At 48.3% G+C, this 16,586-nt stretch carries 15 protein-coding genes; 12 read left to right on the forward strand and 3 right to left on the reverse strand.

Features of this window, described 5'->3' with window-relative positions; translation table 11 throughout:
* Positions 1 to 230: 230 nt before the first annotated feature.
* Positions 231 to 3,071: a CHAT domain-containing protein gene (locus ACYVIY_RS17420; protein WP_460977658.1), complete on the forward strand. Its 2,841-nt coding sequence runs from the start codon at positions 231 to 233 to the stop codon at positions 3,069 to 3,071.
* Here ACYVIY_RS17420 and ACYVIY_RS17425 read toward each other — a convergent pair.
* Both ACYVIY_RS17425 and ACYVIY_RS17430 read right to left on the reverse strand, forming a co-directional pair.
* Complete coding sequence (locus tag ACYVIY_RS17425; RefSeq protein ID WP_460977659.1) at positions 3,048 to 3,737, reverse strand: hypothetical protein; 690 nt, start codon at positions 3,735 to 3,737, stop codon at positions 3,048 to 3,050. The genes ACYVIY_RS17420 and ACYVIY_RS17425 overlap by 24 nt on opposite strands.
* Positions 3,734 to 4,294 carry an RNA polymerase sigma factor gene (locus tag ACYVIY_RS17430; protein WP_460977660.1) on the reverse strand — a complete coding sequence of 187 codons (561 nt, stop codon included), beginning with the start codon at positions 4,292 to 4,294 and terminating at the stop codon, positions 3,734 to 3,736. The genes ACYVIY_RS17425 and ACYVIY_RS17430 overlap by 4 nt, the downstream gene beginning before the upstream one ends.
* 193 nt (positions 4,295 to 4,487) lie before the next feature.
* On the opposite strand from ACYVIY_RS17430, the gene ACYVIY_RS17435 reads away from it, so the two are divergent.
* The 3 genes from ACYVIY_RS17435 to ACYVIY_RS17445 all read left to right on the forward strand — a co-directional run bounded on the left by ACYVIY_RS17435 (position 4,488) and on the right by ACYVIY_RS17445 (position 6,264).
* Entirely contained in the window at positions 4,488 to 4,682 is a 195-nt protein-coding gene (locus ACYVIY_RS17435; RefSeq protein ID WP_460977661.1) for a hypothetical protein, read from the forward strand.
* A gap of 91 nt (positions 4,683 to 4,773) precedes the next feature.
* Positions 4,774 to 5,397 carry an RNA polymerase sigma factor gene (locus ACYVIY_RS17440; RefSeq protein ID WP_460977662.1) on the forward strand — a complete coding sequence of 208 codons (624 nt, stop codon included), beginning with the start codon at positions 4,774 to 4,776 and terminating at the stop codon, positions 5,395 to 5,397.
* A gap of 42 nt (positions 5,398 to 5,439) precedes the next feature.
* The gene (locus ACYVIY_RS17445; protein ID WP_460977663.1) at positions 5,440 to 6,264 is read left to right on the forward strand and encodes a hypothetical protein; all 825 of its coding nucleotides are present in this window, start codon (positions 5,440 to 5,442) and stop codon (positions 6,262 to 6,264) included.
* A gap of 13 nt (positions 6,265 to 6,277) precedes the next feature.
* On the opposite strand, the gene ACYVIY_RS17450 is transcribed toward ACYVIY_RS17445, so the two are convergent.
* Positions 6,278 to 7,915, reverse strand: coding sequence for a hypothetical protein (locus ACYVIY_RS17450; RefSeq protein WP_460977664.1), 1,638 nt, complete (start codon positions 7,913 to 7,915; stop codon positions 6,278 to 6,280).
* Between the two features lie 186 nt (positions 7,916 to 8,101).
* On the opposite strand from ACYVIY_RS17450, the gene ACYVIY_RS17455 reads away from it, so the two are divergent.
* The 8 genes from ACYVIY_RS17455 (at position 8,102) to ACYVIY_RS17490 (ending at position 16,582) form a co-directional block, all read left to right on the forward strand.
* Positions 8,102 to 9,316, forward strand: coding sequence for an OmpA family protein (locus ACYVIY_RS17455; RefSeq protein ID WP_460977665.1), 1,215 nt, complete (start codon positions 8,102 to 8,104; stop codon positions 9,314 to 9,316).
* 19 nt (positions 9,317 to 9,335) lie between these two features.
* Positions 9,336 to 10,601 (forward strand): caspase family protein, encoded by a 1,266-nt coding sequence (locus ACYVIY_RS17460; RefSeq protein ID WP_460977666.1) that lies wholly within the window; start codon positions 9,336 to 9,338, stop codon positions 10,599 to 10,601.
* Positions 10,602 to 10,679: 78 nt separating this feature from the next.
* Positions 10,680 to 11,042, forward strand: a complete 363-nt coding sequence (locus ACYVIY_RS17465; protein ID WP_460977667.1) for a hypothetical protein — start codon at positions 10,680 to 10,682, stop codon at positions 11,040 to 11,042.
* 27 nt (positions 11,043 to 11,069) lie between these two features.
* On the forward strand, positions 11,070 to 12,776 hold the full coding sequence (locus ACYVIY_RS17470; RefSeq protein WP_460977668.1) for a CsgG/HfaB family protein: 1,707 nt from the start codon (positions 11,070 to 11,072) through the stop codon (positions 12,774 to 12,776).
* A 58-nt stretch (positions 12,777 to 12,834) separates the two neighbouring features.
* Complete coding sequence (locus ACYVIY_RS17475) at positions 12,835 to 13,650, forward strand: hypothetical protein (protein ID WP_460977669.1); 816 nt, start codon at positions 12,835 to 12,837, stop codon at positions 13,648 to 13,650.
* 37 nt (positions 13,651 to 13,687) lie between these two features.
* Positions 13,688 to 14,845 (forward strand): hypothetical protein, encoded by a 1,158-nt coding sequence (locus tag ACYVIY_RS17480; RefSeq protein ID WP_460977670.1) that lies wholly within the window; start codon positions 13,688 to 13,690, stop codon positions 14,843 to 14,845.
* 10 nt (positions 14,846 to 14,855) lie between these two features.
* Positions 14,856 to 15,398, forward strand: coding sequence for a hypothetical protein (locus ACYVIY_RS17485; RefSeq protein ID WP_460977671.1), 543 nt, complete (start codon positions 14,856 to 14,858; stop codon positions 15,396 to 15,398).
* Between the two features lie 14 nt (positions 15,399 to 15,412).
* Positions 15,413 to 16,582 (forward strand): hypothetical protein, encoded by a 1,170-nt coding sequence (locus ACYVIY_RS17490; RefSeq protein WP_460977672.1) that lies wholly within the window; start codon positions 15,413 to 15,415, stop codon positions 16,580 to 16,582.
* The last annotated feature ends 4 nt before the right edge of the window (positions 16,583 to 16,586 follow it).

The raw sequence follows: 16,586 nt of genomic DNA on the forward strand, positions 1-16,586 counted from the left end.
TCACATAGCTTTACCAGACCACTCAACTAGTGAGGAAGAAACGTTGACGGGTCAACGTTTCTTCCTCACTAGTTGAGTGGTCTGGTAAATGAGGGGCCTTAACGAACTGGCTACCTATCTTGAAAAACGGTCAACCTTTTCTCGACGACACACGTCACTTATTTCTATTGTCAAAATACATATATTCGTCAGTCAACTCTTGTATTGTATAGATCTTTACTTCCGTTTGTATGAAAAGATTCTACACCTTTAGCATTCTCTATCAGGTACTTATCTATTTAATTTCTCTCTATTCAACTATACAGGCCCAATCCATTGCCGATATTGATCGGTATCGTAATTGGGCGGAAGAACAATACAGTCAGGGTAATTACAATCTCGCTTATACGAATTACCTATATGCCTATCGTTTAGCGGCTCGCCTTGATTTTGTGCAGGCGGCTAATTTGGCAGTCGATATTAGTTCTATTTATCACATGCAGGACGACTACCGACGCGGGGCCGCCATTTGTCATGAAGGAGCAGCGCTGCTCAGGCGAGCACGGACTCAGCCCGATTCGGTGTGGTTTAAGTTGAATTCCAGCTTGGGTGAAATGTATAAAAAGCTGAATAAACCAGACTCATGCTATCTCTATTTCTCACGTGCGAATACCATTCTTCAGCAACATCCTGAATTAGAAAGCCGCATCGCCGAATACGTAATCTACCACTACAATAATCAGGGCATGATGTATATACGAAACAATGCCTATACAGAAGGACTCGGTTATTTAAGTAAAGCCTTATCCATAACGAAAAAACAGGGCGGTTCTAAAGAAGATGTTGCGATCTTACAGAATAATCTGGGCGGATTATATGAGCGATTAGGTCAGTTCCAGAAAGCGTTCGACCTTCGAAAATTAGCCTTGAATAATTATTCCAAAAAAGATGAGTATGTCTGTAAAATTTATAATGGTCTGGCCGGCGATGCTTTTCAAATAAAGGCCTATGACGAAGCCATTTTGTACGCCAACAAAGCAATGGCCCTCGCAAAAGCAATCATGCGGGCTACGTCCACGCAAGCGACTCGCCGATCCGTAAGTATCGCCTTAAACTACCTAGGGAAATGTGCGTATGCTGTCGGGCAATTCACCCAGGCCGAAACCTATTTTAAAAAAGCCTTACAGGATTCTGAAAACAAAGGCAATGTTGCCGAAAATTATATAGGGCTAGCTCGTATTAAGCAAAGTCAGCAACAGATAGACAGCGCACTGGTTTATTGTCAGCAGGCAATCGTAGCTTCCTGCACAGATTTCACCGCTGCGGACATCGCAACAAATCCTACTTCAGCGCAGGCACTTCTGGAACAGGGTTTGTTTATGGCCTTATCACTCAAAGCAACCTTGTTTTTAGAGCGTTTCAACGCGTCAAAAAAAATAGCGGACCTCCATAATGCCAGTATAACCTACGAACGGGCACTTACGGTTGCGGATGCGATGCGAAAAAGTTATAATGTGCTGGAGACAAAGTGGTTTTTTGCCAATCAAGTTCGACCGGCTTATCTGGAGGCCTTTGAAACAGCTTATTTGCTGTATAGCCAAACCCGAAAACCGGCTGATAAAGAACGGGCGTTCAGGTTAATGGAACGGTCGAAAGCGGCCACGTTGGCGGATATTGCCCGAGAACTACAGATCAAACCCGGCAACGTTCCTGCCGATCTACTCGCGAAAGAGCAGAAACTACAACGTATCATAACGACAGAAAAGCTGGAAGGGGCAACTGCGCCATCGTCAACGCTTATCGACGCCCAAATTCAGTTAGCGCAGTTGCAACAGAAATTTGAAAAGGAGTTTCCAGTTTATTACCGTGCAAAATACCAACCCCAACCCCTATCGATCCGAAAAGTGCAGACCGCGCTTGATTCCCGTATGGCCTATCTGAGTTATCTAATGACTCAGGATGCCCTCTACATGGCTGTTGTGACACACGATGATGTAACAATAATTAGGAAGAGCGGTGATTTAAATACATTGACCCAGGCCTTAAAAACGCTTGATAATGCGCTATATACCAATCCAGGCTTGGGTAAATACAACGGCACGTCGGCAGCCATTACAGGGTATGGTTGGCTCATTGAGCCGATTGTCCATTTTCTAACAAACCGTAATAGATTGCTGATTTCCCAAGATAGCGATTTGCACCGTTTACCCTTCGACGTACTTGAGACAGGCCGGGTTGTCGATGATTTTCTCTTTAAGCAATATGCTATAAGCTACGTTCCATCAGCTCATTCGCTGGTCAACCGCCCAAATGACGTAGCGGTCAGGGAGAAACCGAGTTTATTGGGGCTGGCACCGTTCATCGAACCTATTAATGCAAACGATCCTCCGTTGTCATTAGCTTATCTGCCCGCTTCGGAAACGGAAGTTGAACAATTGCCGGGCGAAACGTTGCTGGGAAAGGCCGCTACGAAAGGCCGATTTATACGCGGTTACGCCAACTACAATATCCTGCATTTAGCTACTCATGCTTACGCCGACAATATAGAGCCGGCCCGGTCGTTTATTGCTTTTTATCCGAACGGGGGACCAGATAAGCTCTATGCTGGCGAAGTATATAATCTATTGCTGCCCCATACTCGGCTGGTGACGCTAAGTGCATGTGAGACTGGCAATGGGAAACTACAGCCTGGCGAAGGAATTATCAGTTTGGCGCAGGCTTTTGCTTATGCCGGTTGCCCGTCGGTAGTGTCAACGCTTTGGAAGGCCAATGATGAAAGCACGGCATACCTGGCCCAGCAGTTATATAAACATCTGCAAGCTGGCCTGCCCATTGATGTGGCGTTGCAGCGAATGCGAATGGATTATTTTGAATCCGATCTGTACTCAAAATCAGGTCATCCGCATTATTGGGCTAACCTCATTCTGATTGGGGCAAATCAACCCGTCTACGAATCTCCCTGGTTATCTAGCTCGATGATCTGGAGCCTTTTAGCGTTTATGATCTGCTTGATTGGCGTGTGGGTTGTTCGGCAAAGGTACAAAGGTCGATGGGAGCAAACAGGTCGGCTACAGGGTCAGATCGGCAATTAACAGTTGCCATTCCATTTTCCGCCGTTCCAACCAGCCTACTTTATACGCACAGGGCTCGCATTCCTTCAGGCGTTTGTAGAGTTGGCTGGCGCGGTTAATCTGGCGGCTGCGGAGATATGATACGGCCAGATGCCACTCGGCAGCTTCACGAAAATACGGGCGCAGGTCGTCAACAAGCAACACATTTTCGAAGTGGTGAGCGGCCAGTACGTAGTCGCCCTCGACCATCCTTACCTGGCCTTCAAAAAAATTGGCGAAGGCTGCTCGCTGTTGGGGTGGAAGCTGCGTTGTATCGACACCCCGCAAGGCGCGCACGTCATAGCCCGCGTCGGGCAGCGTAATCGGCGATAACGACAAATAGCCTACTAGAAGCAGACAGGCAGCAGCTGTCCATACAGCTACTTGATTCCACTTCAGGTGGTTATACCATACGGTGGGTTGCCGATGTTGTTCGGTTCGGAGTTGCTGGAGCGTATCACGCATTTGCTGTTCAACGAAAGCATCGTTGAGCATCGAATGTGCCCGGCGTACCTCGTCGAAATCATCCGTCAGTTGTCTATCTATTTTCATCCGTTCTTCCAATTGACGACTTCGCGATTCCTCCATACGACCCATCAAATAGTCTTCTAATTGTTCCCAGCGTTCCATTGGATCTTCTGATATCATACGTCAACAAGTTTTACTAGTTTTTGCATACACCTGAACTTGCGCATCTTTACGGCTCCCACGGTTCCTAAATCAAAGCGAACCGCGATTTCCTCCAGCGAGAGTTCATCCCGATAATAAGCCGTCAGAATCTGTCGACAAACCTCGCCTAACTGCTGAAAACGTGACCACCCCCACTGCTGATAGTCGGCATTGTCCACAATGACATCAGGCGTTTCGGGGGCAAGGGTGTCCTGCGCATAACGGTCCTCCCGATCCGCTCGTCGGCCATCGCCTTCCAGCTTTTTCAACCATTTTCGGCGGGTAATACCAATCAGATACGAACCCAGATCGGTATTATCACGCTGTTCAAATCGTTCACTCCGAACCTGCCGCAAAAAGGTCAACATCACCTCCTGGAGTATGTCGTCGGCATCATCGGCCGGACAACCGCGCTTCTGGACGTAGCGTTTGATGGTCTGCCCATAATTTTTATACAGATACCGGGTAATACCGTCGACATCTTCTCCTCGCTGGAGCTTGGCGATAATAACAGAAGTGGGTAGCAGTTGTGACATAGACCAATGATTTATTACCTACTTCCCAGAGTTACCCTGAAGGTTACGCCCAAGTAAAAAAAACTTTCAATTCGCTGGCGACAATTCGATACGTCCCGCCATACACCTCTGACTCTGAAGCACAGAGCCAGCAGACAAGACAGGGGCCCCAGGCTTGGTAAGCTGATTAATTTCCGTTCAACCCAATCAAATCATGTTCAAGCTAGTGAAAATACCGGCATTTTGTCGGCTGGGAGCACTTTGTCTAATCGTATTCGCCCTGACTGTTACGTCCTGCCAACCGGAGCCGGTTCAGCCAAAGCCTCAAGTTGAAACTAACAACACTATTCAGGACGACGACGATGATGACCATCCGCCTAAAGATGTGGATGATGGCAAGAAACCTTAGTACTGTAAAGAGCAGGTCTGATTTTTCGGGCCTGCTCTTGTGTTAATGAGGAAGGTAGGTATATTTGATCTACCCATACCCGACTTTATATATGGATTCACCCGATGTTTCGGAGAATGCCGATCAGGAACTTATCAATTACTTACGTACCGACAACCCACAAGCCTGGAAGAAAATATACAGCGACAATCGGTCAAAGGTGATCAACTACCTGCGTCGACGGGATACACCGGAGGACTTAGCTGAAGTTATTTTCCATGAAACGCTGCTCGTACTTGATAAGCGAAAGCAGACCTTAGTATTAACAGCTAAACTGTCGGTCTTTCTAATTTCCATCGCCATTCGGCTTTTGAAAAATCACTGGCGAAAGAAGGGCAAAAACCCTACCCAACTTACGGATGATTTTGACAAGTTAGATCAGCAGGCCCTGGGAGACAACGAGGCCGAAGCAACTGAACTAGCACTGCTACAACTGGCCTTTGAGGATAATGCGTTATTGGGAGAGTATGACCGTGACAATCTACTGCAACAAGCGTTGGAAAAACTGTCGGAGAAGTGTCGGAGGCTTTTCAGGATGCGATTCTGGGAGGAATTAACGGATCAGCAGGTTGCCGTTGCGTATCCGATGGAGTATGGTCGGGTGCGCGATCAATTCTATAAATGCAAAGAAAAATTAAAGGTTATTTTTACCGAATTGAATAAAGGCAATTACTAGCAAACCACGTTATACCAATACGCCTTCTCCAATCATTGACGTATGACCGACGCCGAACGTGATGAACTCATCGAAAAATCGTTGCTGAAAGAACTAGACGCGACTGACGAAGCCCGTGTTCAGCAACTCCGGCGCGACGACTCTCTGTTTCGCCAGGAATATGAATTTCAGGAAAGGCTCATGCAACAGGTTCAACTGAATCGACGACAGGAGTTGCTCGGTATGTTCACCGAATTTAAACGCGAGCAGCTTACTGAAACCGACGAAACGAATATCATTCCTAACGTACCGTTTCAACCGAATCCCGAAGAAGCCGGTCCCGGACCCTTAGTTATACCTTTCAGGCAACGGCCCTGGGTAAGGGTAGCGGCTTCACTCCTGTTGGCCGCTCTGCTCGGGCTAATAGTTTGGCAGTTAGTTAAATACGACCCTAAACCCATTGCTAAGGATGGGCGCGATTCGGTTAAAACGAATGTCCCAAAAGATACGCAGCGTCTTGAACCTACAGAAATTCCCATGCCGCTTCCACAGCCTCAGGGGCCGGTTGCGAACAAACCTATAAAGCCTAAGTTACTACAAGGCCCAACTCGTCTGCCTTATTATGAAATCGACGACATGAGCTTTGGCTTTGGCAAAGACCAGAAAGTTAAGCAATATCAAACTGTAGTGTTCAGCCGTGGGTCAGAGCCGGCTTATGAATTTCAGGACACCCTAAAAATCTATCTGCCAACCCTCCCAACTGCTGATCCCGCATGGTCTCTTGTCTACAGCCAGGACACTGATACGTATTATCTAATTAGAAGTAAAACGCGCTACGAAATTGTGAAAGGATTGCAAGGTAAGCAGCCACTAAAACAGGCCCCCTAGAAACGTAGCGGTTTTATTGGGTTGCGAAAACAAACCAGTTTCGCACTTGCCCATACTGAACGGCTACGAAAAACTGGGAAGTATGGTAGCAGTAATACGTTACATCATTTCCTGCCGACACCAGCCGTTGCGGTTCACCATACTGCGCGATTAACGCCTGAACCGAATCGCCTGATTTAATACCTCTTACACTACGGGTGACAGTTCCAGGTTGCGAACGTAGCAGGTCAATACTTACATCAGCCAGTCGAATTCGATAAACAAAACCACTCTGTGTATGACCGCCCTGAATACGAACGAGCAGAGGTTCCGGTATGGTTACTTGTTCTGTAAAAGCAACGGATGCCGACAAAGGCAGCGAAACCGCCCCGCCCCGATGCTCTGGAGAAGTTGCTGACTCTCGTGCCTTTTTTTTATAATGGTTCGCCAGCGTATTTAGGGTTAGAGTCGCGGTTGTGGGGTCAGCCTTTTGTAGCTGAGCGTACTGGTTGGCGACGGTTTGATTGTAAGCTAGTTCATGGGCTCCGCGACTAAGGGCCAGTTCGGCGGTGGCATCCGTTGCTTTGCCTGCTTCCAGTAGCGCAATGGCACGAACCAATCGGGCGTTGGCTGGCAACGATTTTTTGGTCTGACGTAGTACGCTTTCCAGTTCGTCGATCACTTCTTTCGCACTACCGTTACGTCCCAGTAGTACCAACGCCGAAGCCTGGTTAATATAACCCGTTACGTACTGATTGTCAAGCTCTATGGCATGCTGAAAATACGAAACGGCTCGTTTGAGTGCATCGACTTTATCAAGAGCGCTTCCCCGATTATCTTCTGGACGGAGCCGATTGTCAGTAGCCAGTTCAAATGGTAACCGGAACGGCATTTCCCGCAGGGTCAGGGCGTGCGATGCTGATAAGAGCCGACATAGTCCAAGGTTATTGAGCAACTCTTTTGTGGGCAATTCATCCAATACGTGTGTGAAACACCGCTCAGCAATCGAATATTGCTGATTTAGGAAGAAGAAAACGCCCGCGTCGAAGGCCATACCCAACGTATTGGCTTTAGCGGCTTGTGCCGCCAACTGAGTGATTCGCTCGGTGCGGCTGGGATAACCGGCCATCTGATCGGGCAATTGATACTGCTCGTAAATAGCCGTATACAGTTTACGACTAACCGGACGCGCATCGTAGCCTACCAGGAACGCATGGTAAAAGCCCAGCAAGTCGGCCTGAGCTTCCAGCCACTGCGTTCGTTCATACTGCGCTTTAGTAGGCTTTTTCGCCCCGTTCATCTGAGCAAACCCAAACCAGTCTGCGTGTTTCTCGTAGTAATGAGTCAATTCATGGCCCAACACCAAGGCCAGAGCAGACAGCGAATCCGGCTCAAATTGCCGACACAGGTCATACAATTTCTCATCGAGAAAGAGTGTAGGTTCTGGTTTGGGCACAAACTGAGCAATGCGTCGGCTTTTCGGATCGCTAATGATGATCAAACGGGGGAGCCGGCTCTCGCCAAATGATGCACTGAGTTGCTGGCAGAGCCGTTCCACGACACGGTACTTATAATGAGTTGAGGATAGATGAGACGACTGCGCACGAAGGTTCGGAGCCAAAAGGCCATTCAGAAAAACGATTAGTAAACCGTAATAAACCAATTGTCTCATACTTGTCTGCGGGTGATTTTACCTGGTATTCCCACCCGAACCCAAAAAGAAACGTCAACAAAAAAGAAAAATGCGGATTTCAAGCGTGACCTTTTCCGGGGCGTGGTCATATAACAGTACGAACCGGTTCTATCTACACCATACCTTTTTAAAAATCACTAACCAACCGCTGCTAATCCAAAACGCATGAGATCAACTTTACTTTGTTTACTTCTGACGCTCCTGGGAACTAGAATATTTGCTCAGGATGCACAAACAGCACGTCAGAATGAACTGGACGGCGTAATCAAAGAGCTGCAAACGAACGGCTATGATGCCGTGAAGAACAAGAAGATCACGCTACGTGTCATTCACTACGTTAGCGGAACGAGCAACCTGACGTTTGAGGATAAACAATACCTGGATACAATCGCTGTTTTTCTAACCCGTGTACCAACGGTGGTCATGGAAATTGCCGGTCACACTGATAATGTCGGGAACAAAAAGGCAAACCTGCAACTGTCCCAGGAGCGGGCCAATTCGGTGATGCAATACGTTATCAGCCGGGGGGTATTGAGCCGACGTATTAAATCTGCGGGTTACGGAAGCCGTCAACCCATTGCCGAAAACAAAACGGATATGGGTCGAGCTCAAAATCGCCGGGTGGAAATGCGGTTTGTCGGACTGACAAACGATGTCTACACCATTGTTACCAAAAGTGGCCAGAAGATTCCTGCTACGTATATGGTCATTGGGGCCGACGGTCGCTCCATCAGTTACCGCGCCAACGCGAACGCTCCCCTCACGCGCGTACCGACGTCCGGCATTGGCTACGTCGAGTATCCCGATGGCAGCCGCCACCGACCCGACGTAGTGATGTTGAGTAATTCGGGCGAAGGCACCCAACCGCCGACGAACGCTACAACCCCAAGCCGAACCATCATTACGGACGTAGCGTCGGAGCAAAGTGAATCGGTGGAAGCAGGTGGGCCAGTACATTCAATTATCAAATACGCTCCTTTAACGAACTTTGGCTACGAGCATGTTTTATCGAGCAAACGCTCCATTTACGCGGGCCTTAGCCTCTACAGCTTAGGTTTTGGCGTATCTGCCATCGGCTTGAAAGGGGAATATCGATTTTACGGCCTCATCAAAGACAGCCCCAAGCAGGCTCCCGAAGGGTTTTGGGTAGCACCTACCGCATTGCTCTGGCACGTTAGCGACCGTTTCGATGAAACCGAAAGCGTGTTTATCACACAGTTGGGTTGCATTGCGGGCTATCAATGGATTTTTAACCGAAAAGTCTCATTGGAACCGGCGCTGGGGTTAAGCATAACCGCCGTGGGAAGTGGCTCGGACTCAAGTTTAGGAGCCGGCGTGTTGCCGTTGTTCGCGCTACGTGTTGGCTATGTATTGAAATGAAAACGATACATATCCGATAATGAAACGACTACTGATTGGTTTATTCTTCCTGTGCCCGGCACTAGCCTTTTCGCAACATCTCTCGATGGCGCAATTACTGGAATTAGTAAGCCTATCCACCGATCGGCGCGGGGTTGTTTTGCAGACCAATGGTTTTGTGTTTCGGGGTAAACACAACATTGCTGGCACGACCACAACTTGCTACCAATACGGACGGACACAGGCCGATTTGTACAATCAGGAGTATGAAGAATGGGTTAACTACTGCACTAGCGGTTCACTAACTTACGCTACCTATAGCCCCGAGCATGCCACGAATTTAAAATTTCAGTTGGTTCGCAAGTTCGATTTTCAGGACCAGGGCGCGGTTACGGGAGGTTCCGGTCTACTGAAAAACCTGTATCAACGGCGCAATCTGAAGGTTGAGACGGCTAATATAAAAGACAGCCAGCGACAGGATATGTGGGTGTTTCAATTTTATGAAGAAACCGCTACGTCGAAACCCGAACAACCCGTGGTCGCCCAGAGAACCGAAAGTACGCTGGAAAGCCCTAAGCCATCAGGAAAAATAACCCTGAAAGGCAACTTCTACGCACTTATCATTGGGGTGAACGACTACGTGGACCGCCGATTACCGGATTTGACCTTCCCTATTCAGGATGGCCTAAATCTAAAACGGGTGCTGGTCGATCAGTATACCTTTAACGAACGCCACGTAACAACGTTAAGCAATCCGACGCGTAAAGCCATCCTCCGGGCCTTCGATGACCTAACGTACAAACTGCGAAAGGAAGATAACCTGCTCATTTTCTTTGCGGGTCACGGTCGGCAGGAAGAAAAAAGCCAACAGGGATACTGGCTACCGACTGATGCTGAGAACGACTATAACGACGATTGGCTGAGCAACAGCACCATTCGCGATCAGTTACGTCGCTTCGCATGCCAGCACGTACTGGTCATTTCTGATGCATGTTTCAGTGGCGAACTCATCTCAACACGTAGCGGAACGCAGCCTTCTGTGGCTATTCAGCAATTATACAATTTACGCAGCCGCCGGGCCATCACCAGTTCCGGCAATACAGTCGTGCCCGACCGGAGCGTATTTATCAACTACCTGGTACAACGCCTGACTGAAAACACAAAATCGTACCTGACAGCCAGCGAACTCTTCATTAATATGCGCGAAGCAGTCATCAACAACAGCAGCCTGAAACAAGTGCCAATGTACGGATACGTTCAGCAGGCGGGTGATGAAGGCGGTGATTTTATTTTTATCCGGCGCTAAAAAAAAGTTTGCTACTCCTAGCGACAATTCGATTGTGCAGACCATATACCCGTGAACCAGTTAAAAACTCTTATCACAATGGCTGCAAACAACAAACGGGAAGCAGAAGCGCTGGCGAGTTCAGCGATTAACAAATGGGCGTTAAAATTTGCCTCAGTTGCTTGGATACCCGATTCGCACTATGCCATGACCGTCGGCGATCTGGCAATGGTTACGCAGGTTGGTAACATCTACCGGGTCAATGTAGATGCGAACAAAGCCGGGAAAGTATTTTTGGCCGTAGCGGCCCCGCTCATTGGTAGTAAAATCGCACATTCTGTCCTGGATTTCCTGCTCGGTATTGGCTGGGCGGCTAAATCAGTTGTTGCACTGGGTGTCACAAAAGCCGTTGGTCAGGCCCTGATTCACTACTTCAATGACTGCTCTCCGTTGCCTGATTGATGCTACGTATAATAATAACCGTTAGTTATGGAGAAGCTAATCGACCAACGTATTTACCCAAAAATTATTGATGTCGCGTTACCCACGGGCCATCCGTGGGTATACATCACCAACGAACCAAAAATTACCTTACTCGATCAAGCAATGAAACATTTCGTTTACCGAATCCTCTTACCGATAAGTGTCGCTGCTGGTCTGGCTGTTCAACCTGCGCTGGCTCAAAAAAACAAACCCGTTCAGATAACCCTGGAACAGATCGCTGAAAGATGCAAGGACCTTCCGCGCGATAAACGACTGACGGTGAAAGTAGTCCGTTTTAGTGTCTCCAATACGCGCGCTCAGGAACAGGGCGAATTTGGGGGTGAGCTAGCTACGATGCTTACCAACTCGCTGCATAAGGTCAATTGCTTTCGCGTACTGGAAACCGACGGCAATATGGGCGATATTAACGACGGAATTGACGCGCAGCTGGTCGTCACAGGGGAAGTGACCGAGTTTAGTGAAAAGAACACCAGCCTGATTGGTATTCAAAAAAATAAGGTCAGCATGGGTTTCATTCTCAAAGTGTTGAACCCGCAGACTGGCGATATTCTGTTCTCTGAATCGGTGAACGGAGAAAGTATTTCGACTGGTTTTTCGTCGGAAATTTTTACCACAACCCGGCTAAGTGGGGCAGTCGCGAATGCCAGTGAGCAGGCGATTATTAAAGCTACCGAAGTTTTAGCGAACCAGAAAGATCGTATCGAAGCGCCCGTGATGGTGGCTGCCAAGAAGTTTAGCCCTGCCAACTGTACGCTTTTAAAAAATGGGAAAGGCCCCAAAATCATGATCCTGATCCCCGAAACGCAAACCACGGGGGGAATTGTCATTGACAAAAAACTTACCCGACGCGAACAGGAGTTCAAAGAGCGCCAGGAGAATCGGGAAATGCTGAAAACGTTTATTGGTGCGCTCAGCAAAAAGAACAATGCTGCTGCACAACCGGCTGTCGATAATAATGCAAAGAAAACCGTGGTGCTGGAACAGGCCACCGCCGAAGGAGCATTGATTAATCAATTTATCGAGGCAGGTTTCCGGGTAATCGACCCATCCATGTACAGCCGACTGCGCGACCAGAATAGCGAGCAGGGGAATGATCTGGCAAAGATGGCCGCTCTTGGGCTGAAATTAGGGGCTGATATCGTCATTACGGGTAAAGCCAACAGCGAGCAGGTGGCCAGTAAGATGGAAGGAAATTTTTCTTTCCGGGGACGGGTCGAACTTCGGGCACTCCTGACGGAAGATGCCATTGTGCTGGCAACCCACAGCGAAAATGCCTCAGCGGATGACAGGGCAGAATCCATTGCCGCCCAAAAAGCCATCAGGAGCGCTAGTGCTAAAATGGCAACGTACATGCTCGAACAACTTTGTTCCCGCAATCTGACGTTTGCCAATAACATACCTGCTTCGGTTTCACGTCCTGCCAGCGCAGTAGCAACTGGATCATCCGCTCACGCGACTGACATTGCTGTGGCAAATGCCAGTTTTGCAAAACTTCAGGCGTTAACCAGCATACTGACCAAAAACCCGAAAGTGAAGAGTGTCCAGAAATCGCTTAAAGGGACAGAAGGATCGTTACATGTTGAACACATAGGAACAACGGACGACCTGATCGAACTTCTGGGCAAAAATCCAACACCCAAATTCGATGTAACCGGTATGGAGGAAGGCAAAGTAAGTCTAACTCTCAACTAATCAGTATTGACTTCTATCTACACCATCTTTCCATTCGATTCATTTCTATCCATTAACCATGAAAAACTATTTTATTCAATGGCTATTCATTGGCTGCTTATGCATGAGTGCGGGCTTTGCAAACGCGCAAACGACCCAGTCAGATGTTTTATATCGGCTCGATCGTACTACGTTGAACGTAAAAGTTGTCGAAATAACAAGCTTGGACGTATTCTACCGTGACTCATCAACTCCATCAGCCACACAGAAAATAGCGAAAGCACAACTGTGGAAGGTTGTTTTTGCCGATGGTTCATCGGATGTGTACAACGTACCCAAAAGCGGTCTGGAAACAGGTCCATCTAAGACCGGAACGAAAACGCATCCTCCTATATCTCGGCCAACCATCCAACCAACTGAGTCAATAGACAATCCGCAATCAATTATCAAGTACGCCCCTCTGACAAACTTCGGCTACGAACGTGTGCTGGCCAATAACCGATCTATCTACGCAGGTATTAGTCTGTACAGTGTCAATGCCTATGTAACGCGGGTGACGGCGATTGGGCTGAAAGGCGAATATCGGTTTTATGGGCTTATAAAAAGCAGCCCCAAACAAGCGCCCGAAGGCTTCTGGGTGGCACCTACGGCTCTGCTTTGGAACGTAACGGTAAAAGAGTCAGGCTTCTTTAGTTACGGCGACTCCTATTCGGAGAGCGTATTTGTGTCTCAATTGGGTGGAATTGCCGGTTATCAATGGGTGTTTAACCGAAAAATCTCGCTGGAGCCAGCTTTAGGGCTAAGCGTCACCGCTGTAGGGGGAGGCACCGATTCGATTCTGGGTGCGGGCGTTGTCCCCTTGCTGGCGTTACGTGTTGGCTACGTGCTAAAATAGCTCCGACAATTTCTTATCTCTCCACAATCCGCTCTTTATGAAAACATTCCTATTTGCCTTATGGCTATACGCTGGTAGCGTAGCACTGGCGCAGACATCCCCAACCGATGTACTTTATAAAGTCGATCACTCCACGATCAACGTTAAAATTGATGAATTAACCGATACCGACGTAGTATATTTTGAGTCGACGGCCCCGACCGTAAAGAAAACAGTGACTCGCTCTCAGATCTGGAAGATCGTATTCCGCGATGGCAGCACCGAGGTTATTACGGCTCAACCAGGGAAAACCGCCACGACCGATCAGATCACACTGGTTGACAGGACAATTATAAATGGAAAAGTGGGCCAACGCGACGAGCGGAAGCTTTATTACACCAAAGCCAGCGATCCAACAAACACACAATATGAATTATTGCTCACTCGATTGGATCGGATTCGGTACGTCGACGGACGCGAAGAGATTTTTCGCCAAGCCGTTGTCAGTAAGCAACCAAAGGGGCCATCGCGCGCGGACAACGAAGCGCCTGTAAAAACAACCCCGGCCCCCGTACCGACTGATGATTTGTCAACAGGTAGCGCAACGGCCAGCTACAAAGACCCCATGGCGTTTCCGCACCTTCACCTGACTGTTGGGCCGGAGTTCGCCTATTATCCGAATGCCCTTAACGCAAACCGAGCTTGGCTCGATGATTCGACGGGCTTTGGCATGAAACAGAATATTGGCTTCAGTCTGCGTTTAGATTATCTGCTCTTTCGCCGATTGGGGGCGTCCCTAACGGCTGGTTATTACGGCTGGGAACTAGTACGCCGGTATACCCGGGACGGGGTTGACCAGTACAGCGAAACCAAGCGGTTAACGCAGGTCCCCATACAGCTCGGGCTTAAACTGTATCCTTTCGGCAGTTTCTATGTGATGCCCGAAGCCGGTGCTACGCTGGCGTTCGCTTCAGTAAATACGTCGGCTAATCATCCTACACCTGCCGATGAATCTGTCCGCTCGACACCCATTACGTACGGAGGCAGTCTGGGTTATGAGATTCGGTCGAAGGCCCTCTTGCTGGATCTGAGCCTCCGGTATCAGCTTCTGAACGTAAAAAACCTGAATTACACGGCGTTCAGACAATCACTCAATGAGCAAGTTAATATTGCCAGTTTCCGGATTGGCATTGGTTTTAACGCCTTAAAAAAATAAACTCATGACCATGATGAAGAAATCAATCCTACTCCGCCTTCTATCATTTTCTATAATTAGTGCCTTCCTGACGTTTGGCAGTTGCCGCCGGGAAGTGGTGGTTCCGTTACCAGAGCTTGTCGGTAATCCAGGTAATCCTCGATTTAATCTAAAATTTGATAATGATCAAAAAGTTGACTTAGATCTATACGTAACTGATCCAAATGGGGAAACGATCTATTACCGTTATCTTAAAGCGCGAAGAAGTCAGGGGCAATTAGATGTGGACTGCAAGTGTGAATCGTGTCCATCGGGCCCGAACGAAAATATTTTCTGGCCGCTAACAGTATCATCTCCTCGGGGTAAATATGAGTTTTGGGTTAAATATTACAACGATGCCTTAGATGATTGTAAGTTCCCTGAAAAGCCAACCACATATACTGTCATTGTCCGAAATGATGCCCGTCAGGCGAGTCCAGAGATTTTTAAATTTTCAGGGGTTCTTGCCAGAAAAAATGCGGAATCTACACACTGGATTTATGATACGGCGACAGATAAAGTAACGCAGAAGTAGTTAAAACTAACAACATGAATCGTTTCCCTCTCTACTGCTTGTTTCTGATCGCTAGTTCCTCACAGATGCAGGCCCAGGACGTTGTTTACCTCAACGACCAAACCAATGTTGCTGGCACGTTATCGGAGATTACGCCCGACAAAGTCTCCCTGCGTGTAGCCAAAGGTGAGTCGACCATTAAGTTCTCCTACGGTTCCGACAAGGTTGCGGCAGTGGTGAACCAATGGGGGCGGTTTCTGTGCATGAATCAGCTACAGAGCCTGACAGCCGCCGAACGCGACCAACGTATCAGTCAGTTCCTGACCGGCGGTAATTCGCCAAAATACGACATCATTATTCGAGCCATTCCTTCGGAGGTCATTTACGGCAATGTGTCGTATGCACAGGGTGACGTCGTCAACTACACCACGTTGGATGGAGCCGCGTCGAGCCTGCCCAAAACCGATCTGGTAGGTATTTTCTACCACACGGGCAAACACGAACTTTTCTCCGATGCGTCGTTTCTGTGCGACAAGACAGACCTGTTGGCGAATGAACCCACGGGCAACACGCCCACAAAGACGGCCGATAAAATCCAGAAACCTGCCGATGAACCAGACGCCAGGCCAGTCAGTACCAACAGTAACATAGATGAACCGGCACAGCCAGCCGTTACGTTAACCGTGGGTAACGTGCTGCAATTAACTGAACAGCAATATGAAGAATATCGGGGGCAGGCGCTGGAACGGGTACAGGAATTTGCGGTCATGCTGGGCGTGATTGCCGACAAAACCACCGACGCGGGTCAGAAAGACAAGGCGATTAGCCAGGTGCTGAAGATGTTCAAATCCGACGCGTCAATTCAGGTTAGCTCAATGGTCCGGGGTGGACAGGCCAATACGTATAAAATCAAAGATTACCTGATTCGGCTTAAACTACTGCCCTATAAAAACGTCACGCTCGAGTGGAGCGACATTCAATACGTGCAGGAACTGACTCAGAAGAACGACGGCAATTATTACGGCAAAATCAAAGGCGAACAGCGGTTTTCGGGGCTAAACAACAAAGGTGAAGTGCAGTACGGCGACATTACACAGAAAGATGTTGATGTGATGCTTACCCCCTATAAAAAACTGAAAGAAGGCGCTAACGAGCAAAAATGGTCGGTTTTGTTGGGCAATGTCGGCGTAGTAGCAACGCAATAGAGGT

It is taken from the genome of Spirosoma knui, assembly GCF_054780635.1.

Excerpts from the sequence above, each read along its gene's own strand:
- ACYVIY_RS17425 (WP_460977659.1), bottom strand. The coding sequence starts at position 3,737 with ATGATATCAGAAGATCCAATGGAACGCTGGGAACAATTAGAAGACTAT.
- ACYVIY_RS17490 (WP_460977672.1), top strand. The coding sequence starts at position 15,413 with ATGAATCGTTTCCCTCTCTACTGCTTGTTTCTGATCGCTAGTTCCTCA.
- ACYVIY_RS17465 (WP_460977667.1), top strand. The coding sequence starts at position 10,680 with ATGGCTGCAAACAACAAACGGGAAGCAGAAGCGCTGGCGAGTTCAGCG.
- ACYVIY_RS17480 (WP_460977670.1), top strand. The coding sequence starts at position 13,688 with ATGAAAACATTCCTATTTGCCTTATGGCTATACGCTGGTAGCGTAGCA.
- ACYVIY_RS17430 (WP_460977660.1), bottom strand. The coding sequence starts at position 4,294 with ATGTCACAACTGCTACCCACTTCTGTTATTATCGCCAAGCTCCAGCGA.
- ACYVIY_RS17460 (WP_460977666.1), top strand. The coding sequence starts at position 9,336 with ATGAAACGACTACTGATTGGTTTATTCTTCCTGTGCCCGGCACTAGCC.
- ACYVIY_RS17450 (WP_460977664.1), bottom strand. The coding sequence starts at position 7,915 with ATGAGACAATTGGTTTATTACGGTTTACTAATCGTTTTTCTGAATGGC.
- ACYVIY_RS17440 (WP_460977662.1), top strand. The coding sequence starts at position 4,774 with ATGGATTCACCCGATGTTTCGGAGAATGCCGATCAGGAACTTATCAAT.
- ACYVIY_RS17420 (WP_460977658.1), top strand. The coding sequence starts at position 231 with ATGAAAAGATTCTACACCTTTAGCATTCTCTATCAGGTACTTATCTAT.
- ACYVIY_RS17475 (WP_460977669.1), top strand. The coding sequence starts at position 12,835 with ATGAAAAACTATTTTATTCAATGGCTATTCATTGGCTGCTTATGCATG.
- ACYVIY_RS17470 (WP_460977668.1), top strand. The coding sequence starts at position 11,070 with ATGGAGAAGCTAATCGACCAACGTATTTACCCAAAAATTATTGATGTC.
- ACYVIY_RS17455 (WP_460977665.1), top strand. The coding sequence starts at position 8,102 with ATGAGATCAACTTTACTTTGTTTACTTCTGACGCTCCTGGGAACTAGA.
- ACYVIY_RS17485 (WP_460977671.1), top strand. The coding sequence starts at position 14,856 with ATGATGAAGAAATCAATCCTACTCCGCCTTCTATCATTTTCTATAATT.
- ACYVIY_RS17445 (WP_460977663.1), top strand. The coding sequence starts at position 5,440 with ATGACCGACGCCGAACGTGATGAACTCATCGAAAAATCGTTGCTGAAA.
- ACYVIY_RS17435 (WP_460977661.1), top strand. The coding sequence starts at position 4,488 with ATGTTCAAGCTAGTGAAAATACCGGCATTTTGTCGGCTGGGAGCACTT.